This window comes from Haloferula sp. BvORR071, assembly GCF_000739615.1.
In the GTDB taxonomy this organism is placed as follows: domain Bacteria; phylum Verrucomicrobiota; class Verrucomicrobiia; order Verrucomicrobiales; family Akkermansiaceae; genus Haloferula.
The window spans coordinates 47,441-73,167 of sequence record NZ_BATP01000021.1; the positions used below are offsets into that span (position 1 = coordinate 47,441).

General features: G+C 63.1%; 19 protein-coding genes. 8 read left to right on the plus strand and 11 right to left on the minus strand.

From position 1 onward, the window contains the following. Positions 1–33: 33 nt before the first annotated feature. Positions 34–3,699, minus strand: a complete 3,666-nt coding sequence (locus tag BV071_RS32770) for an ELWxxDGT repeat protein (RefSeq protein WP_052573125.1) — start codon at positions 3,697–3,699, stop codon at positions 34–36. 144 nt (positions 3,700–3,843) lie between these two features. Here BV071_RS32770 and BV071_RS32775 point away from each other — a divergent pair, with 144 nt between their 5' ends. Further along, on the plus strand, positions 3,844–6,495 hold the full coding sequence (locus BV071_RS32775; RefSeq protein ID WP_265594294.1) for a serine/threonine-protein kinase: 2,652 nt from the start codon (positions 3,844–3,846) through the stop codon (positions 6,493–6,495). Next, positions 6,492–7,181 (plus strand): sigma-70 family RNA polymerase sigma factor, encoded by a 690-nt coding sequence (locus BV071_RS10095; protein ID WP_035605907.1) that lies wholly within the window; start codon positions 6,492–6,494, stop codon positions 7,179–7,181. The genes BV071_RS32775 and BV071_RS10095 overlap by 4 nt, the downstream gene beginning before the upstream one ends. A gap of 29 nt (positions 7,182–7,210) precedes the next feature. Here the strand turns inward: BV071_RS10095 and BV071_RS10100 are convergent, their stop codons facing one another. The 8 genes from BV071_RS10100 to BV071_RS10135 form a co-directional block, all read right to left on the minus strand. Then, positions 7,211–8,473 (minus strand): hypothetical protein, encoded by a 1,263-nt coding sequence (locus tag BV071_RS10100; RefSeq protein ID WP_035605910.1) that lies wholly within the window; start codon positions 8,471–8,473, stop codon positions 7,211–7,213. Further along, positions 8,470–9,840, minus strand: a complete 1,371-nt coding sequence (locus BV071_RS10105) for a hypothetical protein (RefSeq protein WP_035605912.1) — start codon at positions 9,838–9,840, stop codon at positions 8,470–8,472. The genes BV071_RS10100 and BV071_RS10105 overlap by 4 nt, the downstream gene beginning before the upstream one ends. A 64-nt stretch (positions 9,841–9,904) precedes the next feature. Further along, positions 9,905–11,173 carry a hypothetical protein gene (locus tag BV071_RS10110; RefSeq protein WP_035605916.1) on the minus strand — a complete coding sequence of 423 codons (1,269 nt, stop codon included), beginning with the start codon at positions 11,171–11,173 and terminating at the stop codon, positions 9,905–9,907. Beyond that, positions 11,170–12,540, minus strand: coding sequence for a hypothetical protein (locus tag BV071_RS10115; RefSeq protein ID WP_035605918.1), 1,371 nt, complete (start codon positions 12,538–12,540; stop codon positions 11,170–11,172). The genes BV071_RS10110 and BV071_RS10115 overlap by 4 nt, the downstream gene beginning before the upstream one ends. Positions 12,541–12,559: 19 nt before the next feature. Continuing rightward, complete coding sequence (locus BV071_RS10120; RefSeq protein ID WP_035605921.1) at positions 12,560–13,816, minus strand: hypothetical protein; 1,257 nt, start codon at positions 13,814–13,816, stop codon at positions 12,560–12,562. Next, positions 13,813–14,553 carry a hypothetical protein gene (locus BV071_RS10125; protein WP_035605924.1) on the minus strand — a complete coding sequence of 247 codons (741 nt, stop codon included), beginning with the start codon at positions 14,551–14,553 and terminating at the stop codon, positions 13,813–13,815. Before BV071_RS10125 ends, BV071_RS10120 begins: the two co-directional genes overlap by 4 nt. A 157-nt stretch (positions 14,554–14,710) precedes the next feature. Next, on the minus strand, positions 14,711–15,985 hold the full coding sequence (locus tag BV071_RS10130) for a hypothetical protein (RefSeq protein ID WP_265594295.1): 1,275 nt from the start codon (positions 15,983–15,985) through the stop codon (positions 14,711–14,713). 11 nt (positions 15,986–15,996) lie between these two features. Continuing rightward, positions 15,997–17,385: a hypothetical protein gene (locus BV071_RS10135; protein ID WP_035605930.1), complete on the minus strand. Its 1,389-nt coding sequence runs from the start codon at positions 17,383–17,385 to the stop codon at positions 15,997–15,999. 257 nt (positions 17,386–17,642) lie between these two features. Between BV071_RS10135 and BV071_RS10140 the strand changes: the two genes are divergently transcribed. Then, the gene (locus tag BV071_RS10140; protein ID WP_265594296.1) at positions 17,643–18,893 is read left to right on the plus strand and encodes an AMP-binding protein; all 1,251 of its coding nucleotides are present in this window, start codon (positions 17,643–17,645) and stop codon (positions 18,891–18,893) included. Here the strand turns inward: BV071_RS10140 and BV071_RS10145 are convergent. Further along, complete coding sequence (locus BV071_RS10145) at positions 18,883–21,462, minus strand: family 20 glycosylhydrolase (protein WP_035605937.1); 2,580 nt, start codon at positions 21,460–21,462, stop codon at positions 18,883–18,885. The genes BV071_RS10140 and BV071_RS10145 overlap by 11 nt on opposite strands. A gap of 80 nt (positions 21,463–21,542) precedes the next feature. Then, entirely contained in the window at positions 21,543–21,968 is a 426-nt protein-coding gene (locus BV071_RS10150) for a 3-hydroxyacyl-ACP dehydratase FabZ family protein (protein WP_052573128.1), read from the minus strand. Between the two features lie 118 nt (positions 21,969–22,086). Here BV071_RS10150 and BV071_RS10155 point away from each other — a divergent pair, with 118 nt between their 5' ends. From BV071_RS10155 to BV071_RS10175, 5 genes are all read left to right on the plus strand, one after another. After that, positions 22,087–22,935, plus strand: a complete 849-nt coding sequence (locus BV071_RS10155) for a lysophospholipid acyltransferase family protein (protein WP_052573127.1) — start codon at positions 22,087–22,089, stop codon at positions 22,933–22,935. A 31-nt stretch (positions 22,936–22,966) separates the two neighbouring features. After that, a complete protein-coding gene (locus BV071_RS10160; RefSeq protein ID WP_035605941.1) occupies positions 22,967–23,224 on the plus strand; it encodes a hypothetical protein in 258 nt (85 codons plus the stop codon). Further along, complete coding sequence (locus BV071_RS10165) at positions 23,214–23,645, plus strand: TA system VapC family ribonuclease toxin (RefSeq protein ID WP_035605944.1); 432 nt, start codon at positions 23,214–23,216, stop codon at positions 23,643–23,645. The genes BV071_RS10160 and BV071_RS10165 overlap by 11 nt, the downstream gene beginning before the upstream one ends. 114 nt (positions 23,646–23,759) lie before the next feature. Further along, a complete protein-coding gene (gene carA, locus BV071_RS10170; protein WP_035605947.1) occupies positions 23,760–24,899 on the plus strand; it encodes a glutamine-hydrolyzing carbamoyl-phosphate synthase small subunit in 1,140 nt (379 codons plus the stop codon). Between the two features lie 163 nt (positions 24,900–25,062). After that, the coding region (locus BV071_RS10175; RefSeq protein ID WP_035605951.1) for an adenylosuccinate synthetase at positions 25,063–25,727 on the plus strand (665 nt) is incomplete at its 3' end.

Sequence of the window (25,727 nt, forward strand, 5' to 3'; positions counted from 1 at the left end):
CCGCGGGTCAAGATTTCGTCGTTGGATCGACCCTCACTCAATTTCCACCACCCGATAGAATCTCCGGTTCGATTCTCCCGGCAGTGCTACCGTTTGTGGTGGTCCTTCATCGGTCCACTGCACACGATTGCCGCCCGCCTCGATCAGCTCCGGAACCGGGGTCCAGTGCTCCGAGTCCGCGCTGTATTCCACCCGGTAATGATGGCCGGCCAAGGAAGGAAAACCCAAGACCACGCCGCCCGCCGCGGTGCGCTCGAATTGGTCAATCGCAAAGGGTGGCGGAGCCCACTGGACCGGCAATGTGGGTAGCATTGAAATCTCCGGGGCAAAGGTTGCCAGCTCAGGCGCCGGACTCCCTGCCGCCAAATCGAAGCGCAGCGTCATCAGTGCCGTCGCCCCCGGCGCCAAGGCTCCCACATCGGCCAACAAGCCGCCAGACGCCGTACCGCCACGCAGGGTCATCCCGGCCGGGAGATTCGCCACTTGGACCGCAAAGTTGGCAAGGGTGTGGGCACCGGGATTGAGCAGGGTCACCACGAGCTCATAGGCTCCGGTTTGCGGGTTATAGCTCAGCGTCCCCGCGTCCCAAGATGCCACGGGAATATTCACCCATGGCAGAAGCTTCAGTTCCACCGGTGCAACCTGCTGAGTGGCGGATGAGACCCGCAATACGACCGGCGCGCTCGCCATCACCGGCACCTTGCGAGTGATGGTGAACGTCGTCGTCCCGTCTCTTGTCAGCGAGGCGGCCATTCCCGCGGTAGAAAGCTGATAGCCCGCCGCATCCGGGGGATCCAGCCTCACCTGAAGCCCCTGAAGTTGCTCTTGGCCCTCATTGCGGATCACGATGGTCTTTGTATCCGGAACGCTGGGATCCGGATTCCACTCCAGACGGGCGCCGGTGGACGGCAGGCCCTGGCCATTCGACAACTCCAAGGCGATCCGCGGATTCAAATCCAGCGCCCATAGCTCACGCCCGTATTCGACGTTGCTCACCAACATTAGGATCTTGCCCGGTATTGAAAACATCCTCTCCACCCGCGCGCCCATGGATTGCCCAGGCAGTTGGTCGGGCAGCCGCGTGGTTCCGGCAGAGCTGCCGTCACTACTCCAGAGTAGGAACGGGCCGGCGTCCGTCTCCTTGGCGAGGAAATACAGCCGCTCCGGCGTGTCCACCAACTGTAAGGGAGTCCGCGGGCCGCCCAAACTCACCTGGCGGACCTTTGTTGTTCCGGAACTCGTGCCATCGCTCTTCCACAGCTCAGTCAGGCTAAAAGTCGGTGTCGATGCAGTGAAATAGAGCCGATCCCCATGGATGGTGAACTGCAGTGGCGATCCAGAGGCACTCCCGCTGAGGGTGTCCCTGACCAAGTGCGTGTTGGCAGCCGTGCCGTCCGTGGACCACAGCTCTTTTCCATACATGCCGTCATCGGCCGAGAAGAGCATAATATTCCCCAGCGCCGCAGACGCACTAGCGTTACTAGAGCCAGTGCCCGGGTAAATATCCTTCACCACCGCGGACGCAATGCCATTACTCACCCACAGCTCTACCCCCTGCAGGGGCGTTTCCGCGAAGTAGCAGACCACCTTGCCGACCAAAGTCACGCCACGCGGAATCGAATCCCCCTGTCCAATCGCACTGTCTTGCACCATGCGGGTTCCATCCGTCGTTCCATCGCTGCGCCACAGCTCAGTGCCGTAGGTAGGAGAGATTCCTGCGAACCAGAAATAGTCCCCCGCTACCCCTGGGCCGCTATACAAGGTACGCAGGCCACCGGAGGCATCCTTAATGACCTCAGTGCCCGCGTCGGTGCCATCGCTTCGCCACAATTCGCTGCTAATCTCCAGCTGGCCGTTGACGCCGTTGCCGTCGTGCTTGAAGTAGAGTTTCCCTTGATAGGCAACGCAGTAGGAAACGCTCGAGCTTTCCGGCCCTGGGGTTATCTCCTTTACCAGCACGGTGCCTGCTGCGGTGCCGTCCGTTTTCCACAGTTCCTTCCCGATCCCCGGGCTGTAGGCCATGAAGAACAAGGTGTCCCCTACCACCGTGAGTTCGGTGGGGCCTGCATTCGCGGCACCGGGGTTGACATCCGCCACCATCACCGTTCCCGCCGCCGTGCCGTCGCTGCGCCAGAGCTCCGAGCCATGGGCCCCATCGGAGGCCGCGAAATACATGCTCTGGCCCATCACTACCCACTCACTCAGATTCTCGGCCAGGCTGCTCGCCGCAGCAGGATCCACATCACACACCAGCATCGTCCCCGCCGCCGTGCCATTCGATTTCCACAGCTCCACGCCGTGGACACCATCATCCGCGGCGAAGAGGATGCCATCTTTGAAGGCGGTCAACACCGTCGGGGTGCTGGAGGCGCTGCCGGGACAGATATCCGCCACCCGGAAGGTCCCGCCCGGGCTGCCGTCGCTTCGCCAGAGCTCGACACCACTGCTGGAGTCCGCGGTGGAAAAATAGAGGAGATTGCCGGATACCTCGTAGTCCTTGATCGTGATGCCGACGCCGGGGTTGATGTCGGGCAAGGTCTTGGTGCCGCCTGCCGTGCCATCGGTGACGCACAAACTCCAGCCCACGCCCATCACGTTCGGATTGGTGGCGAAGAAGAGCCGCGAGCCGGCCGCTCCCAGCAGCTTGGGATTACTGCCCCCGGCTCCCGGGTTCAGGTCCTTGACCATGACCGTGCCCCCTTCGCTGCCATCGCTCTTCCACAACTCCAACCCCATGCCGGGAGCATACGCACTGAAGTAGATCGCATCACCCGCCACCATCAGGGCACCCGGGGCGTTGGCACTGAACGACGAAGTGACACCGGGATTGATGTCCTTCACCACGGAAGTACCCGCCGCCGTCCCATCGCTGGCCCACAACTCGGTGCCACTGACACCATCATTCGCGATGAAGTAGATCTTGCCACCAAAAGCGGTCAACGAAACCGGTACCTGCTGGTTCGAGGTCGGCGCGATGGCCTTGACCATGACCGTCCCTGCCGGGGTGCCGTCACTCTTCCACAGCTCCCTGCCATTTACCCCGTCGTCCGCTACGAAATAGAGCGTATTCCCCACCATCGTCAGCTCTTGGGGATAGGAGCTGCCCGAGCCGGGGCAAATATCCTTCAAGATCGAGGTTCCAGCAGCGCTTCCATCGCTGCGATAGAGTTCGGTCCCACGGTTATTTTCGGTAGCGATAAAGTAGACTACTCCGTCCCCGGGAGTAAGATAGCCCGGCGAGGAACCGGTGACGGAATTCAGGTCCTTCACCAGCATGGTGCCCTCGGCCGTGCCGTCCGTCTTCCAAAGTTCCGAACTGAGGCCGCCGGAGGAGTAGAAGATCGTGCTGCCTAAGCGGGCCAAGCCATTGGGCGCGGCATCCACGCTCACGTTCTCACCTCGGGGCCGGATGAGCCGCGTGCCGGCTGTAGTCCCGTCCGTCTGCCGCACTTGGTAGCCATTCACCGCATCGCCCGCCACGAAGTAGGCGAGGTCACCCGCGGCCAAGATCTCGACCGGATTCGAGCCGGTATTCCCCGAGCCTGGGTGGATGTCCATGACCAGATACGGTGCGGCGGCGTGGACCTGACTCAGTCCCCCCGCCGCGAGTCCGAGCAAAGAGGCTGCGCCCAAAAGCAAGCCGCCCAAACGGCGGGTTCGGAGACAGGTTGAGAAGTGCACCGGACGGCGGTAGGGCATGGCAGCGGATATTGCCCTGATGCGCTACCGGAAGAGGCTGACGGCGTCAAACCCGCAAGGTCAGGCATCTGCCCCGGATAGGATCAAAATTTCCCGTAACCCGGTGCGTGCCACGGTTCAGGAAAGCAGTGTATGGATACGCATATGCCTTCTCCCGAGTGCCCGCAGTGTGGCACCCCGCTTGCGCCGGGGGCCGCGCAGGGTCTCTGCCCGCGCTGCCTGATGGCCGCGGCCGCGCTGCCGAGCGAACCGGTGGTGGCGGACACCCCGCCGGAGCTGGAGCAGGTGGCGGCGGCCTTCCCGCAGTTGGAGGTGCTGGGTTTGATCGGCCGCGGCGGGATGGGATCGGTCTTCAAGGTGCGCCAGCCGAAGCTCAACCGCTTGGCTGCGCTGAAGCTGCTGCCGCACTCGCTGGCGGAGGATCCGGCCTTCGCCGGCCGCTTCGAGCGCGAGGCGCAGTTGCTGGCGCGGCTGAATCACCCGAACATCGTGGCGGTCTATGACTACGGTCTGACCGCCGGTTTCTTCTATCTGCTGATGGAGTTCGTGGATGGCGTGAATCTGCGTCAGGCGATGCGGGCGGCACGTTTCACTCCAGCTCAGGCCTTGGGCATCGTGCCAAAGATCTGCGAGGCGCTGCAGTTCGCCCATGAGGAGGGAATCCTCCACCGCGACATCAAGCCGGAGAATCTGCTGCTAGACGCGAAGGGGCGGGTGAAGCTCGCTGACTTCGGAATCGCCAAAATCGCCGCGGAGAGCGAGGCCGCGGGTGGCAGCGTGCCGCACATCGATCCGCTGCTGACCCAAGCTGGCAGCGCGCTCGGCACGCCTGACTATATGGCGCCGGAGCAGAGGGAGCGGCCCGGGGAGGTCGATCACCGCGCGGACATCTATTCGCTGGGCGTGGTCTTCTACGAGATCCTCACCGGGGAATTGCCGCGCCCGGGTGCTTTTGTTCCGCCCTCCGGGGTGTCGGCGGTAGGTCCGCGCGTCGATGCCATCGTACGGCAGGCACTGGAGAGCGAGCGCGAGCGGCGCCAGGCAAGCGCGGAGGAGATGAAGACACAGGTGGAGAACGCGGGCACCCGCGAGCAGGTCCCTCCACCACGGGCCACAGGCGAAACCAGCGGAGTCAAACTGGGACGGCAGAAGGTGAAATTCACCTCGCCTCGCGAGCATCCCCGCACGGAGGGCACGGCCAACGCCGGTGCCGGTGCGAGCGTCGCCTCCAGTCTCGCGGTTCTGTTAGGTTTGGCCGGGACCTGGAAACAACATCTCATCGAAGAGCCCGATTCCCCGAGCAAGGTTCCCGTGCGGATCACGCAAATCGGAGCTGGCGATCCCTGGCTGCGCGAGGTGCGCTGGATGACGGAAGGATCCGTCCTCGATGCCCGGGTTGAAGTGGGCGGCATCCACTTCAACGGGCCGCCATCGCAACTTTCCGGCTTGGCCATGGTCGGGGCCGGCTTCTGCTGGTTCGTATGGCTCCTCCTCAAACGCCGGGCCGGAAAGCGCCTCGACTCCTTCCTCTCGGATAGCAGCGGATCGCCGCCACTGGGCACCATCTTCTTCGGTGTGGCGGTCTGTTCGTTCTGCCTGTGGTTGTGCTTCACACTGGCCGCGATGGCGATTGCGGTTTCTTCAGCGGCTTCGATGCGACCGCTCGGTCCCTTCTCGCTGAACGCCGTCCATTGGATCGCCATCGTGCTCGGAATCGCGTGGACCTTCCGCGCGATTTCCATTCAACCCCACAGCCCGGAAGATTCCAGAAACAGCCTGGAAGCCCCTGCCAACGCGTGGGCTAGCTGTTTGTTCCGCCTGGCGCTGTTGGTTTGCCTGCTTCCACTTCTTGCCTTAGTGACTTTCTTCGGTCTGGCCCAGGCCTGGAAGTCGAAATCGCCCAAGCTACCGCCTGGTCTTGATACCGCGTTTGGAGAGCACTCCACCGCCACCCCCATCCCTGCTACCCCGTCTACCGTGCCGGGGGCTCCCGCCACCGACGTGCGCCTGGAGCTCATCGAGAAGACCAGCGTCACGGAGGGGGAGGACAAACGCCAGGTCCGGCAAGTCGCCATCATCGCGGAGAAGCCGGGCTATCTGCATTTCTGGATCTACGGCCGCGAGCCATTGACCGTACCGCTCCTCCCTGAGGCAGATGGCAAGGGCTATCGCCGCAACCTGTTTTACTCCGTCAACGCGGCGGAGCGCCCGGTGCTGTACTACTCGGTAATCACGGACAACACGCAGCCCAAGACCGCCGACTCGCTGGACCTGGCGAACCTCAACATCAGCTACGAGACGATCGCCGCCGAGATGTGCCAGATTGCGGATCCCAGCGGCAAGTGCTTGCGTGGCCTGCCGCTCGATCTTCTGCTCGTCGGCAGCGCCCCCCTGCTCATCGCTGTCACGGACGACGAAAAGATGCCCGAGCCCGAGCAGCTCTATCTGCATATCTGGCACCCCACCTACTACACTGAGCCGCCGCAGCTCCCCGCGGGACTCCTTACCTCAGGCATCCGGATTGGCTATCCGATCCGCAGCGGTGAAATCCTGGTCGGCCGCATCTCGCAACGCGACGGGAGAATGATCGCCGATCTGACCTACAATTCCGCGACATATCGCGGTGCCATGGTGCCGGAGCAGATTGTGGAGCCCCAGTTTTACTGGGTCTCAAGCATCCTTTGGAACATGCACATGGTGCTGAGCAAGCAGCCCGAGGTCACCCCCTTCCTCCTGCGGCAAGTGGATGAGGACCGCCAGAAATACGAAGAGGCGCAACGAAGGCGGAACAAATGACCCGCTCCTTTCACACCACACGCTGGACTCTGGTCCACAATGCCCATGGCGACACCGCGGAAGCCCGCGATGCCCTGGCGCAGCTCTGCGAATTCTACTACGGCCCGGTCCTGGCCTTCCTGCGCCGCGAGGGCCGGGATGAAGACAAGGCGAAGGAACTGGCCCACGGCTTCTTCAACAAGATCCTCGCCGGGGACTTCCTGGAAGACGCGGGCCGTGACCGCGGGCGCTTCCGCAGCTACCTGCTAGGGGCTCTCAAGCACTTCCTGATGAATTGCCGCCGCGATGAAGCGCGGGCCAAGCGCGGCGGTGAGATCGAGCATCTGCCGCTGGAGGATGATGACTGGCAGGCACCTCCCGCTTCGGATGCCTTCTTTGACCGCGAGTGGGCGCTTTCGATCGTCGAGCATGCCCTCCACACAGTAGAGCAGGAGGAAATCGCCGCGGGCAAGGCGGCTCAGTTTGCAGCGCTGAAGCCATGGCTCGATGCTGGCGGCACCGCCGGGAGCCAGGAAGACTGCGCACGAGAGCTAGGCATCAGCACTGGAGCGCTCAAGGTGGCGATCCACCGGCTACGAAAGCGCTTTCGCGAGCTGGTGAGGCAAGAGGTCGCGGCGACGCTGCATGATCCGATAGATTTGGACGAGGAGATGCGGCATCTGGTGGAGGCGTTGGCGGCGAGGTAGAGCCTCACCCCCAAACCTCTCACGTCCGCCTACTTCCCCAGATCTGGAAATTTCTTCAGCAGCTCCTCCCGCTTCCCCGGATCACCGATCCTCCCGAGATTCTTCTTTGCCAGATCCTTCTTTGTCGACACTTGCGCCTGCACCATGCCGGCCAGACAGGCGTCGCGCTCCAGCCCAGCGGGGAGCACCTCCAGCATTCCTGCGAGAGCTTCAGCATCCTTCTGCCCTCCACTCATTCCCCGGCCCGCCGATTCTAACAGAATCGCGCGCGCCTCCCCATCACTAATCGCCGCCAGCGTTCCAAGAAACTCCCCGGGATTTCCGGATGCCTTTCCAGCGAGGTAGCGGACCGACTCCTGCCCTGCATCGCCCGACATCTCCTTCCAAAGGCCAAGTCGGTTCATCTCGACCAATGCCGGCATAAAGCTGGCCAGGCCATGGTCATCGTAGTTGTTGATCAGATTGGAAACCGCAAGGCCCCGCGCATCTGCCGGCAGCTCCATGATCTCGTTGAGCCGGTCCACCGGCGGAGGATAACCGATCCGCTGCTGGAGCCACGCCGCCCCTAGGCCCTCGCGCACCCCGGGATCCGTCTCGCCTTGGAACAGCGCCTGGACATTCCCCGCCGCCAGCTCCGCCTGCCGCCGCGCGTACGATTGGTTAATCAAACCCCAACGCTGGGGATCGTCCTTGTACCAACCCAGCAGTGCATCCCGGACTTCCTTGAGCAAGGACCCATCCGCCTGGTCACAAAGAGCGTGCAAGGCCCAGCGTTTCTCGTAGGGGCTCGCTTGCGGCAGCGAAGCTAGGACAAACCCCGCTTGTCCCCCATCCCGCATCGCCGAGAACCAAGCACTGAATGCCTCCTGCCGGTTCGAGCCAAAGCGCCCGCTACGGATCCAGTCCCAGACCTGCTCCTTTTGTTTGACCATCTCCGCGACCACCTCATCGCTCGCGTGGGTGCCGAGCCCAAGTCTCGCACGCGGTCCCCACATCTGGTCCAGCAGCGCCCCCAGATCACGCCGGGCCCAGTCGCCAAGCAACTTGCCCTTGGCCCGCAAGAGCTCCTCTTCGCTGAGACCGGCCGCGCGCGATAGCTTCCCGTAGAGCTGCGCATGACTGAGCCCGCCGCTGTCGCGCGGCACGGACTTCGCCTCACGCGCCACGCCACCACCTTGAGGCATCGCGGCTCCGCTTTTGCCAATAGCGGGCCCTTGCATCGCGGCCATGAAAACCGCGGCATGGGTCAGCACCAGCACTCCCGCGAGCAGCAGTTTGCTGGAGCGCTTCATCGGCGGGCCTCCTCCTTCGAAATCTTTTCCAGCAGCGAGTCCCTCAAGGGGCTGGCGTGCAAGCGCTCCACCGCCGCCTTGCAATTCTCGGGATCCCGCTCCCACCAGCTTTCAAGCTGCACTAGCATTGCGTTTTTCAAGCCGCTAGCCTCCGCATCCTTGGCGGACATGGATCCCGCGAGGTCGAGATACTCCTCGAAGCTCGCAGCCCTCACCTCCTTCTCCAGCATCGCTTTCGCCACCGGCTGCCAATCGGCCTGGCCTGCTTGCAACCAGTTCAGCGCCGCGGGCGCATCAAGCGGGAAAAGCTTCGCAAAAAGATAGCTCCTGAGTTGCGGCTCGACCGCCTCGCTGCCCGGCACGCCGGCCTTCAGCTTCCCGTATATCTCGTCCGCATCCAGCCTCGCCCCCTTGAAATCCTTATACCAATCGCTCAAGTCTGGAAGCGCCTCCGCCATGCTCCGATCGAGATCCTCCCGATCCTTGCTCTCGCGGATGCGCTCCGCGAGCGGAAGCGACTCCACACGCCATTTCTCCGCATTCTCCCCCACCTTCTCGTCAAAGGCCTTCACCGCAGCTTCCGGGAATCCGGCAGCATGTACAGCCTCGCTTAGATCGCCCGCATGCTCCGTGCTGGCGATATTCGACAAGAATTCATACATCCCCCGCTCGTCCATCATGGCACGCAAGGCGGGCAAGTGCGGCGCCAAACCCTCCGCCGAGCGAATCCCATAACGGATCACGTCGTAGCGGTTGTTCCCTTGGCTCAATCCGCCGGCCAAGGCCACCACCTGATCCAGTCCTTTCTTCTGCGCGGCAAAGAGCGCGGGCATTAAGATACTGTGTCCCACCTCGGGATCCTCAACCATCAGCCGGTCCAAGTCCGCCGTGCTCCGGCGGTCGAGGAAGTAGCGCTCGCTGATATTGAAGGTGCTCAATGAGCCACCCCGCTCTTGCTCCCAGCTCATGTGCCAACGCAAGGCCGCCAGCGGATCGCGCATCAGCCACACCGCGTAGGCCGCTTCCACTTCCATTCCGGGATACTTGTCCTTGTCCGTGCTGCTGCCCGCCTTCACGAGCGCGGCCACATCCGTATCCGCCGGGATCGCTTCCACCATCCTCGCGAATTTTTCCTCATACTCGCGCTGCGCCTTCTCACTGGCCTCCGGCGATTCTTCCTCTTCTTCCTCCGCCGGATCACGGGGGATGCGGACGATGAACTGGCCCAATTCCAGCCGCCTCGGTGGCTCCGTCACCGCGGCAATGGCTGTAGGCGCCACAACCTCCTTCCCGCGCAATGCAAGCCCCAAGCCCAGCGCCACGCCGTGACTGGCGATGAGCATCAAGATGAAGCGTCCGCGGGTCACGATATCAAAAGCTCTAAGATCACGGCGGGTGGAAAGCAGAAATACCGCATGCCCAGGCATCCATTCACTCGGCCAGTTTGGGCATCTCCCGCAGGAGCCGCTGCCTCAATGCTTCATTCCCGATATTCTCCCAGCCTTGCCGCGCCGCGTCCGGGTTCTTCTTCCAAAGTGCACTCACCATCCCCGCGAGGCAGGCATCGCGCTCCGCGCCCTGCGGCAATGACTCCAAGCGGCTGAATGGATCTCCTGCTCCCTCCGCCCCTGCGATCCCCCTGCCTGCCGCCTCTAACAACTTCCCCCGGGCTCCGGCATCACTGACAGCCGCCAGCGCGGGCAGCAGGCCATCGCGGGAAGCAGAAGGAGGCTGCGCCAGAATGGCCGCGACCAAGCGCTGGCAGCCCTCACCCGCAAGCACACTCCACATGCCGTGGCGCTCCAGTTCCGCCAAAGTTTCACTTACACCCTCCACCCCGCTCCTTCTGAAATCCGGAATCACCTCGGCTGCCGCAGCTTCACGCACATCCTCCGGCAACTCCAACAATCTCACCAGACGATCGACCCGCGGCGGGAAATTCACGCGATTTTGAAACCATGCCTTCGCCAGCTCTGCACGGAATCCCTCGTCTTTCTCATCCTTGAACAAGGCCGCCGCATCATCGCCCGCCCATGTCGCGGTTCGCCGGGCATACTCGATCACCGTGCGCTCATAGTTGGGATCGCCCGGGCTCCAGTTCGCCAGCTCGGCCCGAACCGCGCGCAGGTCCGCGGGACTCCCTTCGTATGCAAGAGAACCCACCGCCTCGCGGCGCTCCGCAGGTGTAGCGGCATCCAGCGATGCCAGGATCAACTCGCTCTGGCCGCTCTTCAGCATGGCCCGCTGCCAAACGCCATACATCAGACCGCGATTCGACCCGAATGCGCCATCACGGATCCATGCCAGCACCTCGTGCGGCTGCTTGGCGATAAACTCATCGTAGTCGTTCGTCGGGAAGAAGCGGCACATCGTCGCCGGTGCTTGCGGGCTGTAGATCAATTCAAGCACGGCGGGCAGGTCCTTTTGCGCCCAATCCTTGAGCAACTTGCTGCGACTCTTCTCGAAATCCTCACGACTCAGGTCCGCCTCTAGCAACTTTTGCCAGAGCCGCGCATGCTGCGTCCTTTCACCTGCCGTCCTGGTTTCGGCTTTCCCTGCGTGTCCGGCGCTTATCGTGGAGATTCCATCCGCCGCATTCTCCGCGATGCCCGATCCATCCTCGCGATGCCCAAGCAGGAAGAGCCCGAGATGAGTTCCCAGCAGCAGCGTCACCAGGGCCATGCGCTTGCTCCCACTCATCGCTTGCCTCCCTTCCTTTTCATCTCCTCCTGCTTCTGCCGCTCTTTCAAGAGCTCATGCTCAACCTCCTGCTTCAAGGGGCCATCCGGCAATCGTCGCGCCGCTGCGGCAGCGCTTTCAAAATCGCGTCCTGCCCAGCTTCCGTAGCGGCTGACCAGCCCGCCCTTCACCCCGCTGGCCGCCATCTCATCATCCGACATCGTGCCAGCGGCCGCTTCCAATACTTCAAGGCTAGGACCCTCTTCCCACAAGGCATCTTGCACCGCCGCTTGCCAAGCCCCGGCATCACCCGGCACTTGCCGCCGCCACTGGATTGCCGCCGCCGGGTTCATGGCGAAGAGTTGCTGAAAGGCGAAGCTGTCCAAGGTGGCGTCCAACTTGCCACCACCCACCGCCGTTTGGAGCCGTTCCATCACCTCATCCGCACTCATTCGCGAATCACCGAAATCGCGGCACCAGTCATCGAATTCAGGCACGCCTTCATTCAAGGCGTAGCCGATCTGAGTGGCATCTCCCGCATTGGCCCGGATCTTCTCCAGCAGCGGTAGAGCTTTCACACGCTGCTCCTCGGCTTCAGCAGCTGCCCAACTCTCAAACTGCGTGAGCGACTCCTCGGGAAAGCCCGCCGCCGTCAGAGCCGGGAGCAACTCGCCCGCCTTCTCCAGACGCGACAGGCGTTGCAGGAACCTACCCACGCCGGCTTCATTCAGCAGGCTTCGGATCGCCGGCAAATGAGCAGCCAAACCCTCCGTCGAGCGCAGCCCGAAGGAGATCATTTCGTTGCGGTCCTCCGCCCGGCTCATGCCCCCGGCCATCGCCATCACCGTGTCGATCCCCTTGAAGTGGGCAGCCAACGCCGCGGCATAAAACAAGGTCCTGCCTGACTCATCCGCACCCATGATCGCGCGGTCCAACTCTGCCGGCGAATGATTCAGAGCGAAGTACTGCAAGCTCTTGTCAAAGGCGGAAGTCATGGTCCGGCGTCCGAGCGCCCACTCCCGCCGCCATGCGAGCGCCGCCACGGGGTCGCGGTCCAGCCACGCGGCAAATGCCACTTCCGCCTCATCCGTGACATCCCCTTCCGGATCCGGAGCACCAGCCTTCACGATCGCCGCCACATCTGCATCCGTTGGCACCGCGGCCACCTTCTGCGCAAAGATCTCTTCATGGCTCGGTCCCTGCCTCGGCCTGTCGCCATCGCTCTCCGGCTTGGTGCGGACAATGAAGTCTGCCAGCTTGAGCTTATCCTCCGGCTCGCGCTTCGCGGGCTGAATGACTGCGGCAGTCACATTCGGCTTGGGGCGCGTGGCCATCCCGAGGCCCAGCGCCAGCAAGTGGCTCGCGACGAACGCCGGCATCCATTTCATCCTGCGACTCATGGTTCTTCTATTTCTCCAGTTCCGGCATCCGCCTCAATAACTCTGCCTTTAATCCTTGGTCCGCGATACCCTGAAAGCCGAGCTTCGCAGGCCCCTTGTCTCCGCGTTCCCACATCGCATTCACAATTCCCGCCAGGCAGTTGTCGCGATCTGAGCCTGCGGGCAGCGCCTCATAAACTGCCTCAAACGAGGCCTCACCCCAACCGCCCATCCCCATCCCTTTGCCCGCCGAGGCGAATAGCTTCGTGCGCGCTCCATCATCGGAGATTCCTTTCAACGATTCCAGCAACTGGCGCTGCTCACCGCGCACCTCGGCGCATACCAGCACCGCCTGCCGCGCACCATCGCTGGCCAATTCGCCCCACATCTGAAGGCGATTCATTTCCTCCAGTGCCGGCCCCACCCCTGCCAAGTGCCGGTCAGCGAAATAATTCATCACAGACTCCACCGCCAGCGAGCGCGCGTCCTCCGGCAACTCCCGCAATTCACCGATCCGCTCCGCCGTCGGCTTGAAAGCGAACCGCGCCTCTACCCAGCCTTCCCCCAGAGCCTTGCGTAGCCCGGGATCGGTTTCTCCCACAAACAAGGCCGCCGTCTCCCCTTTCGCCAGATCCACCTTCTTTCGACCGTAAACCTTCAACAGACCCGCTTGCCGCGGATCGTCTCGATACCAGCCTAACAATGCCGAGCGCACCTGATCCAGCACTGCGATCTTGTCCGTCGCGACGATGCAGGAAAATGCCCAGCTCTTCTCATAGCTGGTCGCCTGTGGCAGGGCCGCGAGGATCAGATCCTGCCGTTCCATCCGCACCAGCGCGCTATACCAGCGGGAGAACATCTCCTGTCGGCGGGAACCAAAGCGACCTTCGCGAATCCAGCGGATGACTTCTTCCTGCTGCTTCGCGATCTGCTGGTCCAAAGTTTCACCGAGAGGCGTATTACCGAAATTCGGCGAAGCATCCGGACCGTAGATCAGGTCCAGCACCGCGCCCAGATCACGGATCATCCATTCCTTCAACAGATCCTCCCGCGCCTTCTCGAAGTCCGCACGGCCAACGCGCTTCTCCAACAACTTTTGCCAGAGACGTCCATGCGGGCTCGCCATTCTATCGCGATCCCCTGACTTGCCCTTACTCACGGCGGCCGTCGCCCCCGCCTCAATCGGGACCGCCGAAACCGGGCTGGAATGCTTTGCCGCCAAGTAGACAGCCGCGTGCGTGAGCACCAGCGCCAGGACCACAGTGATGCCTTTCCCCCTGCTCATGGCATTGGCCTCATTTCGGCGATCCGTTTCAGCATCCGCTCCTTCAGGGGGCCTGCCGGGAGGCCTTGCACCGCGGACATGCAGTTGTCCGGATCACGCTGCCGCCAGCTGCTGATGTTATTCGAAAGGCAACCTTCCACCCCGCTCGCCTCCATCTCGGGGAAGCTCATTCCTTCCGCACACTGGAACATCCTCTCAATCGAGATCTCATGCAGGGATTCCTCCGCAGCCAGCTTGGTGAGACCTTGCCAATTGTCCTGGCGATGCAAGCGCAGCCAATCCACCGCCGCCACAGGCTGCATGGGGAACAAGCGGCGGAATAGGTACTCACGCAGCGCGCCATCGGCATCTTCCGTCTCGCCAAATGCTGTTAGGACCCGCTTTAGAACTTCATCCGGGGTCATCCGCGAATCCGCGAAGTCCTTGCACCAATCCTTGAACTCGGGGAAGCCGGCATCCATCCGGCTATTCAACTGGGCAAGATCCCTCGCCCCGCGCGCAGCCCGGATTGCCGCGATCAATTCCTCACCATCCGCCACCGGATTCGCCTCGATGCTGCTGCCGCGCTCCATCCCTTGCAGGAAGCGCCCGACATCCACCCGCTCCTCGGTGGCGTGGCTGGCCGCCGGCCTAGGTTCGATGTTCCCCTCCTCCTTTGACCGGGACGCCAAGCCCCACGCGAGCGCCACCCCGTGGCTCGCGATCAAGGCTAAGATCCAGGTGGGGCCTCGCTTCATCTCAACAACATGCGGCAAGCGGGCCCAACGTCGTCACGTCTTTATTCGCGTCCATTGGCGTCCATTCGCGGTTTAAATCCCTGGCTTTGGCGGCGAGCAGGAGTGCCCGCCCTCCACAGGGCACAGGCCACTTCGATCCAGCTCTCCTCATCCGCACTCATTCGTGGTTCCCGTCCTTCTTCGCTTCCAGCTCCTTCAGCATCTGCGCCTGCAAGTCCGCGTTCCCGATCCGTGCGATCCCGGCCCGCGCCAGTTCCAGATTCTTCCGCATCGCCAAGGACCGCGCCATCCCTGCCAGATAGCCATCCAGCTCCGGCCCCGGGTCCAACACCTCCGCCGCTTGATCAAAGACGTCCTCGCCGGCATTCTCCGGTACCGATCCTCCGCCGACAGCTTGCATCAGCAGTGCGCGAGTCGCAGGATCGCTGATCCTCATCACCGTCTCGAAGGTTTCGGTACCACCCTTGGCCTTTTCCTTCCCCGCCGACAGTAGCACTGCCCTGCGCGTCCCCTCCGCCGTCAGCTCGCTCCACATTTCCTGACGGGCTAACTCCTCCAGCGGCCGCTTCACCCCGGCGATCCCCTGGTCATCGAAGACACCCATCAGTTCACCGATCGCCGTCGCGCGCGTCGCTTCGGGTAACTCGCGGATCTCCCCCAGCCGCTCCGCCGTCGGCGGATAGCCGAAGCGAAAGCGCGTCCAGTCCTTCGCCAGCTGTCCCATGATCAGCGGATCGGTCTCGCCCTCGAATAGCTTGTTAGGATCATTCCCATACAAGCGCACGAGGTTGTGGGTGTAGCCGAAGATCACATTCATGCGCTCGCTGCCCTGCTGATACCAAGTTCCCAGCGCCTCGCGGATCGAGGTTAGCACCACCTCGCTCTTGTCGTTCGTCGCCATGTCGCGCATCAGGTTCTTGCGGCTCTCCTCATTCATCCCGCGTAGGGCGATGAAGATCTTGTCGTATTGGCCCGCCTCGCGCAGCGCATGGGTCCATAGCTCTTCCACCTGCTCGCGCTTCGATCCGAAGCGCCCACTGTGGATCCACTCCAGCACTTCGTCCGGGTTGCGCAGGATCTCATCCATCAACACCCGCGTGGAGGCCCCGTTCTGGATTCCGGGCAAGCTGTCGGGTCCGTAGACCAGATCCAGCACCGCCCGCAGGTCATGCTTCGCCCAATCATTGAGCAAGCGCGCCCGCGCCCTTTCGAAGTCCGCGCGTGACAGATCCGCTTCCATCAGCTTCTGCAGCAGCCGCGCGTGCGGCGTGCCATCCCGTTCGCGTCCGGACGACTTGCCCTTGGATGATGCCGCCAGCGCGGCAGCCTGACCTTCCGCTGCCGAGGCCTGCGCCACCGAGCTTCCCCGGGCACCACGGGCTAACAGGAAGGCCGCGGCATGCGTGGCGTCCAGCAAGGCGATCCATGCCATGGTCCGCGCCTTCACCGGCCACCTCCTTTCAGGGATGCCAGCAAGCGATCCTTCAGCGGCCCGGCGGGCAAGCGCTCTACCGAGCGCAGGCAATCCTCCGGATCCTCCTTATGCCACACCTTGTAGATCTCCATCAAGCGCCGGCTCATGCCAGTGGCCTCTTGCTCTTCCGGGCTTAGGCTCTCGGTCGCATTCCAGTAGGCTTCCGGTTTGATCTTCTGCATGTCCATGTCGCTCTGCGACACGCCGGGCGCCGCATCCTTAACCATGCCCTGCCAATCTGCTTCTTCCTGTTTCAGCCAATCGATGGCCGCCGCCGGATTCATCGGATAGATCTTCTTGAAGAGATATTCGTGCATCGGCCGATCAATCCCGTCCGGGTTGCCGAGCGCCTCGCGGAACTTGGCCATCACCTCCGTGCCATCCAGCCGTTCATCCGCAAAGTCCTTGCACCAGCTCTCGAACTCGGGTGCTTCCTTCATCAACCGCGGATCCTCGCGATCGAAGGTCATAGGAGGCGGTCCTGCATTCCCGGCGCGAATCCGGTCGGCCATCGTAAGCGCTTCATCCGCTTTCTTCTTTTCGCGGTAATCCACCACCTTCGCATATTCGCCCTCCATTCTCTGGACCGCCTCCTCCGAGAATCCCGCCGCGGCCGCCGCCTCCGCCAAGCCGGTGATATCTCCCATGCGGCCGAACCTCAGGAGAAATTCCTGGGCCCCGCGCTCGTCCAGCAGCTTGCGGATCGCTGGCAGTTGCGCCGGTAGCTCAGGCGTAAATCCCACCGCCCCGTTCAGCACCTTGAAGGCATTGCCCGAATCGCCAATCGCCGCGGCCAGCTGGATCACTTCCGCTTGGCCCTTCTCGAGCGCGAGCGCCGTCGCCGCTTTCACCACCGTCCCGGCAGCCTCCGGTACCTCCCGCACCAGCCGGTTTACCTCCGTCAGCTCCTTGCCCTCGAGATACTTGCGGACGCCTTCATCCACTGACCAGTTCGCGTTGCCCGTCATCCACCGCAAAGCGGCCACAGGGTCCTTCTCCATCCACAGTCCGAAGGCGGCCGTTTTCCGGGCGAATTCCTGCCCTTGTCGCGCCATGTCCTCCGCCGTCCGGGGATCTGGCAATTCAGCCTTCACGATAGCCACCACGTCCGCGTCCGCCGGAATCGCCTTCCGCGCCGCCTCCACCTGCTCTTTCCAGCTCGGTCCCGGCGCGGGCTGCGGCTTCTCCGGCTCGGGTGCCAGCAGCTTTGCCATGTCCAGCACAGGCTCTTCCTTTCGAGCTACCGCCGGACCACTCCTTTCCGCTACCGCCGCAGGCCCGGCACCCGCGGAGAATCCCCACCACACCGCCGCGCCGTGAGTGGCCGTCAAAAGCAGGATCAGGGGAAGCGGGCGCATGAGGAGGGAATGGAGGAGTTTATGAGTCCGCAGATGAAATGCCGCGGGATCGAAAAGTTATCGGTGCCTATCTCAAACGCCCAACTGCCTGGAGGTCCAGCGATCATGTTCCGACGCAGCCAACCGGAGTTTTATTCAGGCGAAACCCGCCTCGCGACGTTGCGCCGCCCCTTTCGTCCGAATTGACCGCGCCACCCGGCCCGCCCATGCTCCCCGGCTTTCCCTCCCAGCCTCGCGTCTTCTTCAACAAATCCCGAATGCCCTACTCCCGCTGGCTGCAAACCCTTGGCCGATTCAGCGACCGGATCGCGATCATCGATGGCGCAGATACCTGGACCTTCGCCGACCTCGCGGAACGCCTCGCAGCGACGCCTATCGCCCACGGCCCGGTGCTAGCCCGCGGCGGCGTGCCTGACATAGCCGTGGCCACCCTCCGCGGCTGGCGCGACGGCCAACCGGTGCTGCCACTGGAGAAAGATGCCACCGAGCCGGAACTCCCCGCGGAGATGCCAGCGGGCATCGCGCACCTGAAACTCACCCCGGGCATCGCAGGCAAGCCGCGCGCCGTGTTCTTCACTGCGGAGCAAATCTGCGCGGATGGCGACCGCCTCACCGCGGCAATGGAACTCAGCCCTGCGGTCCCGAATTTGGCCGCCATCTCGGTCACCCATTCATACGGCTTTTCTAGTATTATCCTGCCGATGCTGCTCCACGGCGTGCCGGTGCATGCGGTGGAAGTCCCCTTCCCCCGCGTCGTTGCAGACGCCTTGGCGATGCACGATCGAATCGTGCTGCCCGCAGTGCCTTCGATCTGGCGTGCCTGGCACCGCTCCGGCATCCTCGCCGAGGCCAGTTCACGCATCGCCCTGGCCGTCTCCGCCGGTGCCCCGCTCTCGCTCGAACTCGAAACTGCCGTCTTCGAAAGCTGCGGGCTCAAGCTCCACAATTTCTACGGGGCCAGCGAATGCGGTGGCATTTCCTTCGACACATCCGCCACGCCCCGTAATTGCGCCAGCGATCTCGGCAGCCCGCTCGATGGTGTCAGCGTCAGCGTCCACGACTCCGGCCGCTTCCTCGTCGCCAGCAGCTCCGTCGCCCGCGGCTACACCGAGACCCGCCCAGGCGAGATCCTCGGCGATGGCCGCTTCCTCACCCAGGACTTCGGCAGCATCGCCGGTGGCCAGCGCCTCCAGCTCGGCAGCAGCGGTGCCGAGTCCATCAACGTCGCCGGCCGCAAGATCGGCCCCGCCAAGATCGAAGCCGTCCTCATGGCTACCGGCATGATCACCCGCGCCAAGGTCTTCGGCGTCCCCGCCCATGATCCCGAGCGCGTCGAGGAAATCACCGCCCTCGTCGAGCTCGAGCCGGACGTCCTGTTAGAAGACCTCCGCCAGCTCGTCCTCGCCAAACTCGCCGGCTGGGAATGCCCGCGCCACTGGGTCACCGACGCTGCGGATGACCAGTGGCGCATGGGCCGCGCGGAACTGAAGGCACGCTTCAGCGCATGATCGGATCGCGCAGGATCACCCAGGTCTTCTGGTTCTCCGTCGCGACCACCCGCAGTGCCTTCACCTTGGTTCCCTGATCCAGATCCGCGCTTGCGGCACCGTAGGCGAAGCTCGCCACCTTGCGGAAGCTCTTCCCGTCCGTGCTGATCTCCAGGTCACCACCGACCAGTTGATCCTTGATGCCCTCGCGATCACCGCTCGGCACGCTCAGCTTGCGCAGGCTGATCGGCGTGGCGAATTCCCAGGTCGCAAGCACACCCTTCTGCGGCTGGCTGGCGATCCAGAATTGCGTGCTGTCATCCCAATCGCCCGCCATCGCGGCGCTGTCCTCGCCATAAGCCGCAAGCGCCGAAGTAACCGTGACCTCCGGCTCCATGCGCTCCGATTTCAGCAAGCTGACTTCCCCCTTCAATTGATCTCCCTCCGGGGCGGCAAGCATGGCCACCACCGCCACCTTGGCACCGGCCGGCAGCTCGGTAATCCGCAGCCGCGCGATCGAGCGGTCCTTCTTGTTTACCAGGTCCTCCGGCTTGGCCTCGGCAACGACCTTGCCGTTGAAGCTCACCTTCACGGCGTCGAGACGCAGCGACTTGTTCCCGCCGGTGCGGGCAAAGACCACGCGCCAGATCCCGCCTGAGCTGAGGTTCCCGCTCGCGTCATAGGTGAAGCTCGTGGGCTCGCTCTTGAGGTCCCCTTCCTTCCATTGCCCGATCGGTTCCGCCTTCGCCCCCGTCACCATGGTACTCCCACGGCCATCGATGAAGGTCCGCACCCGCAGGCGCGCCGGATCACGCTGGTCGAGCGCGAAGGGCTTCTCATAACGCGGCGACTTCTCCGTCGGCACCGATCCATCCAGGGTATAGTGGAGCTCTGCGCCCGGGAAGGGCACCTTGATCTGGATCCACCCGGCCTTGAGGGTCACGGTATCCGGCACCGGGACGCGGAAGTTCGTGCCATTGGCCTCCAAGCGGCGGTAGTAGTCGAGATCCAGGCGACTACTAAAATCCTCGTAGTTCCTCTTTTCCCCGGGCGTCCAACCGATCTCCGCGATCGCCGCCAAGCGCGGCCAAATCTTGTAGTCGGCATGTTCGCCATAGGTCTTGAACTCGACGAGATCACCCTTCCACGGCTTCACGAACTCGGTCCAAAGCGCTCCTTGGACTCCGATGATCCGCTCCTTGGCATCCGCCGGAAGATTTCCACCGTCAGCAAGCGGATCGAAGGCATAGGAACGCGCCACCGAGACATCGCCCGCCCACCAGTGCGAGGGCGGCTCGCCGCTTGCACCACCGTAGCCCATGTCGAAATAGCAATGTGGTCCGGGTGCCATCACCACCGGGAAGCCCTTCTTCGCCGCCTCGTAACCCGGACCCGTGCCGGTCCACGCCATGATGCCAGTTCCGCGGTAGAGTTTCTCACTCTGGATTTCGTTCCAGCCGAAGAGCTTCTTGCCGTGCTTCGCCACCACCTCTTCCAGCCGCTTGGTGAAGTGAACCTGCACCTCGTGCAAATTCCGCAGCCCTTCCTTCTCCATCAGCTCCTTGATCTGCGAACACTCCTTCCACGCCTCGTGGTTCACCTCATCTCCGCCCACGTGGATGTATTCGAAGGGGAACAAGTCCGCCAATTCATCGTAGATCTTGTCCACAATCGCCAGGGCTTCCGGACGCGCCGGTGAGATGACGTTGGCCCCGAATCCCTGGGCGGACACACCGCCACCCATCTTGGTCGGCGCGGCTTCGGGATAGGCCGTCACGACCGCGCGGGCGTGCCCGGGCAAGTCGACCTCCGGCATGATGTCGATATGGCGTTCCTTGGCGTAGGCAACGATCTCGCGGATCTGCTCCTGGGTGTAGAAGCCGCCGTAGCGCTTGTGGTTCTCCTTGCGCACATCCGGCAGCGCGCACTCGGTGCCGCGCCACGCACCGATCTCCGTCAGCTTGGGCAGTGATTTGATCTCCACCCGCCAGCCCTCGTCGTCGCTCAGGTGCCAATGCAAGACGTTCATCTTGTGGGCCGCCATGTTGTCGAGCAGGTGCTTCACGTACTCCATGCCGAAGAACTGCCGTGCTTCATCCAGCATGAATCCGCGCCAGGCAAAGCGCGCCCGGTCCTCGATCGAGACCGCCGGCACCGTCCACTTCACACCTGCCACTGCGGTCGGGGAAGCCGCTTGGGGCGGCAACAACTGCCGCAAGCTCTGCCCGCCATAGAAGAGTCCCGCGGGTGTAGCCGCCACAATCTTCACGCCCTCGGCGCTCGATTGAAGCGTGTAGCCTTCCTTGCCCAGCGCCTCCGCCTGCTTCGGATCCAGCGCCAGCGTGATCGCTCCCACCCCCTCATTTTTCACCGGCAGCGCAAAGCCTGTCGCCGCCCGCAATTGCTTGGCCAGGACCTCGGCTTCGCTGCCCGCTTCGCCAAGGCCCACGATGACCGCCTCCGGCGTGATCAGAAAGGGCGCGCCATCCATCACCCGCATCGACGCCGGCAGCGGCACCAGCTTGGTGTCCGCCTCCAGCAGAAGTGGCGACAAGGAAAGCGCGGCGAGCAGCAGGGCAGTTCGTTTCATAGCAGCAGACAAGCTTAGCCAGAAACGCCAGAGAAGCCCACATTCATCAAATTTTCGATGAAATGATGACAATTTTTGATCTAGCCACCACTCAGCATCACCTTCGCCGTGGCCAGCACCCTCTCTCCCACCGCCACCTCGCCGGCCACTTGGATCATCGCGCCCAAGCGTCCCTCTACCTCCGCGCGGATTTTGAGGACCTCGCCCGGCCTCGCCGCGCCCAGAATCTTCGCCCCACGCACCCCCGTAAGCAGGAGATTTTCCAGCGGCGGGATCTCCGGATCGCTCTGCGCCACCACCCCGCCCAGCTGCGCAATCGACTCAATTAGAATCACTCCCGGCATCAGCGGATTCCCCGGAAAATGCCCCACCAGGAAGGACTCGTCACCACGCACCGTGTAGCGCCCCGTGGCGGACTTCCCCGGCTCGAGCGACTCAAGGGCATCCACAAAGCGGAATTCCGGCCCATGGGGCAGAGCGGCCAAAGGATCACGATCATCGTTCATGGCCGCCATCCATCCCGCCTCGCCGGGCTCTGGCAAGGTCCGATCGTGCGCGATTTTGCAATGTCGATTTGATTCGACCGGACACCCCGATACCCGTTAGAATGCGAGCGTCCCTTCCATGCCACCCGCAGAGAGCCAGAGCCTGCGCACCCCCGCACCGGCCGCCACTTCCTCCGGCCCGAGGCCTGGATGGCGTGTGCCCTTGGACCTCTTGGCTACCATCGGAGCCTTCGCCTACTGGGCGGTTTTCGGCCTGCTTTTCACCCTCGTCTCCCTGCCGCTGATCTTGATTTTGCCCTGCCGGGTGGCGAAAAAGCTCGGTAGAGGCCTGCTTCACCGGGCCTTTCGGGTCTTCGTGAAATACCTGCGGGTTACTGGCATCGTCCACGTCGACCTCAGCTCGCTGGACGCGCTCAAGGACGAGCACGAGCCGGTGATTATCGCTCCGAACCACACCTCTCTCTGGGACGCGGTCTTCGTGATTTCCAAGCTGCCGCAGCCGATCTGCATCATGAAGGAGGCGATTCTGAAGAATCCCTTCCTCGGCGGTGGGGCACGTCTGGCCGGCTATATCCCGAACGGTGCCTCCGGCCGCATGATCAAGTCCGCCTCGGAGGCCCTTGAAGGCGGCGGCCAGCTCTTGCTCTTTCCGGAAGGCACCCGCACCAAGCACGATGCCCGCTGGATCAATCCCCTGCGCGGCGGTTGCGCCTTGATTGCCAAGCACTCAGGAGCCCCGATCCGGCCCGTCTTCATTCGTAGCAACACCCGCTTCCTCGAAAAGGGCTGGCCACTCTGGAAGCGGCCCGAACTGCCCATCCGCCTCAGCTTTGAACTCGGCGATCCGGTCCGCATCGAGGAAGGCGAGTCCACCCACGAGTTTACCAAGCGACTCGAGGAAATCTTCGAGCAGAACCTCTCCCGCGCCCACAAGCTGCGGCGGCAGGTGGCAGGCCCGGAGATTTGACGTTTTCGCATATTGATGCGAAGATGCGCGCATGAGGACGACCCTCGACCTGCCCGATGCCGTTTTCCGCGACCTTAAGATCAAGGCCGCCCAAGACGGCGTGTCCTTGAAGGACCTGGTAACGAAGTTCGTGGAGAAGTGCCTCTACGAACCCAAAGTAGAGGAAACGACGCCGGTGCGCAGCCTTCTCCCAGTATTCTTTGAAGCAACTGGCGAAACCATTCCCGCGCTGAGCAATGCAGAGCTAGAGGAGATTTTCAGCGGAGAGGATTTGGGACATGGCGAGTGATCTGCCCGACGTGAATGTTTGGATCGCTCTTTCGCACCCCGACCATGCTCACCACCATCAGGCCCGCAGCTACTGGAGCCATCTGAGGGCAAATCGGCTGGCCCTCTCCCGCCCCACGCTATTCGGGCTACTTCGCGGTTTGACCAACCCAAAGGTCATGGGGAAGCACCTTGCAAGTCCGGCGAAGGCTTGGTCGATCTCGCAGACCTTCCTCACCATGCCGGATATTGCATACATCGAGGATTCAACCTCGACAGATACCCGGGTTGGTAACTGGGCTAACCAGCCCTTCTTCACCCACAATCTCTGGACCGACGCTTGGATCGCCGCCATCGCCATGGAGCAAGGTTGCCGCTTGGTCTCCTTCGACGCGGATTTCGCTAAGTTCCCGGGCCTGAATTTCCTGCAACTGGTGCCCTGAACCACGCCGCAGGGGAAAACTTCCGAATTCCACTTGTGGCAGAGGCTTCCCCTCCCCTACCGTCCGCCGCGCCGCGAACGGGGCCGCTCACCCGTCCACGGTCGTCCCGTGTCCATGAAAGCCATTCTCGCCCTTGAAGACGGCCGCCTTTTCGAAGGCCGTGCCTTCGGTGCCACCGGAACCACCACCGGTGAAATTTGCTTCAATACCTCGATGACCGGTTATCAGGAGGTCATCACCGATCCCTCCTACCGCGGCCAGATCGTCGCGATGACCTACCCGCAAATCGGGAACTACGGGATCAACCCGGAGGACGCCGAGTCCGCCGGCCCGCACATCCGCGGCTTCGTGATCGGCGAGCTGTCCCCGGTCGCCTCGAACTGGCGCTCGCGGATGTCCTTGCCCGACTATTTCACGCAGCACAGTGTCGTCGGCATCGAGCATGTGGACACCCGCGCGCTGACCAAGCACCTGCGCTCCCGCGGTGCCATGCGCGCCTGCCTGACCACCGAGCTCGACACCGAGGCCGCGATCAAGACTGCCCAAGCCTCCCCCGCGATGGAAGGCATGGACTACGTGCAGGAGGTCTCCACCGATACCGGTTACCTCTGGCAGGATGATTCCCGCCGTTTTGCCCTGCCAAATGCTTCCACCGGCCAGCTTGAGACCTACCTCGAGCTGCCGCCGATCAAGCATCGCATCGTGGCCTACGATTTCGGCATCAAGTGGAACATCCTGCGCCGCCTGCGCCAGGCTGGCTTCGAGGTGGACGTGGTGAACTCCCGCGCTTCCGCCGAGTCCGTGCTCGCGAAGAACCCGGACGGCATCTTCCTCTCGAATGGCCCCGGCGATCCAGCCGCACTCGGCTACATCCACGAGGAAGTGAAGAAGCTCATCGGCAAGAAGCCGGTCTTCGGCATCTGCCTCGGCAACCAGATCCTCGGCCACGTCTTCGGCGGCAAGACCTACAAGCTGAAGTTCGGCCACCGCGGCGGCAACCAGCCGGTCAAGGATCTGCGCAGCGGACGGATCTCGATCACCTCGCAGAACCACGGCTTCGCCGTCGATCCGGATTCTCTGCCCTCGAATGTCGAGGTCACGCACATCAACCTGAACGACGACACCGTCGAGGGTATCCGCCACAAGGACGTGCCGGTCTTCTCCGTGCAGTACCACCCCGAGGCCGCTCCCGGCCCGCACGACGCCAGCTACTTCTTCGAGGAGTTCGCGGCGCTGATTGATCAGACGAAGTAATCGCGCCGCTGCTGCTCTAGCAAAAGGCACACCCGCTTGTGAACCCATCCAACGCCCCGGAATCCCCCGGCAGTCTGCCGGCGCTCCGTGGCACCCGGGTTTCGCAGGCGTTTCTCATCATTTCCCAACAAGGTCTCTTCGCGTCCATTCGCGACACAAATCCATGAACACCATCGTCACCGGTCTCCAGTGGGGAGACGAAGGAAAAGGCAAGGTCGTCGACTATCTCACCGAATCCGCCGATGTCGTCGTGCGCGGCCAAGGCGGGAACAACGCGGGCCACACGGTCATCGCGCATGGGAAGAAATACGTCCTGCACCTCCTTCCTTCCGGCATCCTCTGGGACGGCAAGCTGAACGTCATCGGCAATGGCGTGGTGCTCGATCCGGTCGGCCTCGTCGCGGAAATCGAGCGCGTGGAAGGCCAAGGCGTCTCGATCACGCCGGACAAGCTGCTCATCTCGGACCGCTCGCACATCGTGCTGCCGCTGCACAAGGAGCTCGACGCCGCCCGCGAGGCCGCGCTGGGCGACCGCAAGATCGGCACCACCAAGCGCGGCATCGGCCCCGCCTACGCGGACAAGATCAACCGCTGCGGCCTGCGCGTCGCCGACCTACTGGATGAGCCTTACTTCCGCGAGATGGTCGCCCACCGCACCGCGGATGCGAACGAGGTTCTCGGCAAGTTCGGCCTGCCCACCTTCAACCCCGATGAACAAGCGGAAGAGGTCCTCGCCGCCTTCGCTCGCCTGCGCCCGCACGTCACCAATACCATCCCCGTGCTCCACAAGGCATGGAAGGAGGGCAAGGTCATCCTTTTCGAGGGCGC

Coding starts and splice junctions, on each gene's coding strand:
- BV071_RS32770 (WP_052573125.1), bottom strand. CDS start 3,699: ATGCCCTACCGCCGTCCGGTGCACTTCTCAACCTGTCTCCGAACCCGC.
- BV071_RS32775 (WP_265594294.1), top strand. CDS start 3,844: ATGCCTTCTCCCGAGTGCCCGCAGTGTGGCACCCCGCTTGCGCCGGGG.
- BV071_RS10095 (WP_035605907.1), top strand. CDS start 6,492: ATGACCCGCTCCTTTCACACCACACGCTGGACTCTGGTCCACAATGCC.
- BV071_RS10100 (WP_035605910.1), bottom strand. CDS start 8,473: ATGAAGCGCTCCAGCAAACTGCTGCTCGCGGGAGTGCTGGTGCTGACC.
- BV071_RS10110 (WP_035605916.1), bottom strand. CDS start 11,173: ATGAGTGGGAGCAAGCGCATGGCCCTGGTGACGCTGCTGCTGGGAACT.
- BV071_RS10115 (WP_035605918.1), bottom strand. CDS start 12,540: ATGAAATGGATGCCGGCGTTCGTCGCGAGCCACTTGCTGGCGCTGGGC.
- BV071_RS10120 (WP_035605921.1), bottom strand. CDS start 13,816: ATGAGCAGGGGGAAAGGCATCACTGTGGTCCTGGCGCTGGTGCTCACG.
- BV071_RS10125 (WP_035605924.1), bottom strand. CDS start 14,553: ATGAAGCGAGGCCCCACCTGGATCTTAGCCTTGATCGCGAGCCACGGG.
- BV071_RS10130 (WP_265594295.1), bottom strand. CDS start 15,985: ATGGCATGGATCGCCTTGCTGGACGCCACGCATGCCGCGGCCTTCCTG.
- BV071_RS10135 (WP_035605930.1), bottom strand. CDS start 17,385: ATGCGCCCGCTTCCCCTGATCCTGCTTTTGACGGCCACTCACGGCGCG.
- BV071_RS10140 (WP_265594296.1), top strand. CDS start 17,643: ATGCCCTACTCCCGCTGGCTGCAAACCCTTGGCCGATTCAGCGACCGG.
- BV071_RS10145 (WP_035605937.1), bottom strand. CDS start 21,462: ATGAAACGAACTGCCCTGCTGCTCGCCGCGCTTTCCTTGTCGCCACTT.
- BV071_RS10150 (WP_052573128.1), bottom strand. CDS start 21,968: ATGAACGATGATCGTGATCCTTTGGCCGCTCTGCCCCATGGGCCGGAA.
- BV071_RS10155 (WP_052573127.1), top strand. CDS start 22,087: ATGCCACCCGCAGAGAGCCAGAGCCTGCGCACCCCCGCACCGGCCGCC.
- BV071_RS10160 (WP_035605941.1), top strand. CDS start 22,967: ATGAGGACGACCCTCGACCTGCCCGATGCCGTTTTCCGCGACCTTAAG.
- BV071_RS10165 (WP_035605944.1), top strand. CDS start 23,214: ATGGCGAGTGATCTGCCCGACGTGAATGTTTGGATCGCTCTTTCGCAC.
- carA (WP_035605947.1), top strand. CDS start 23,760: ATGAAAGCCATTCTCGCCCTTGAAGACGGCCGCCTTTTCGAAGGCCGT.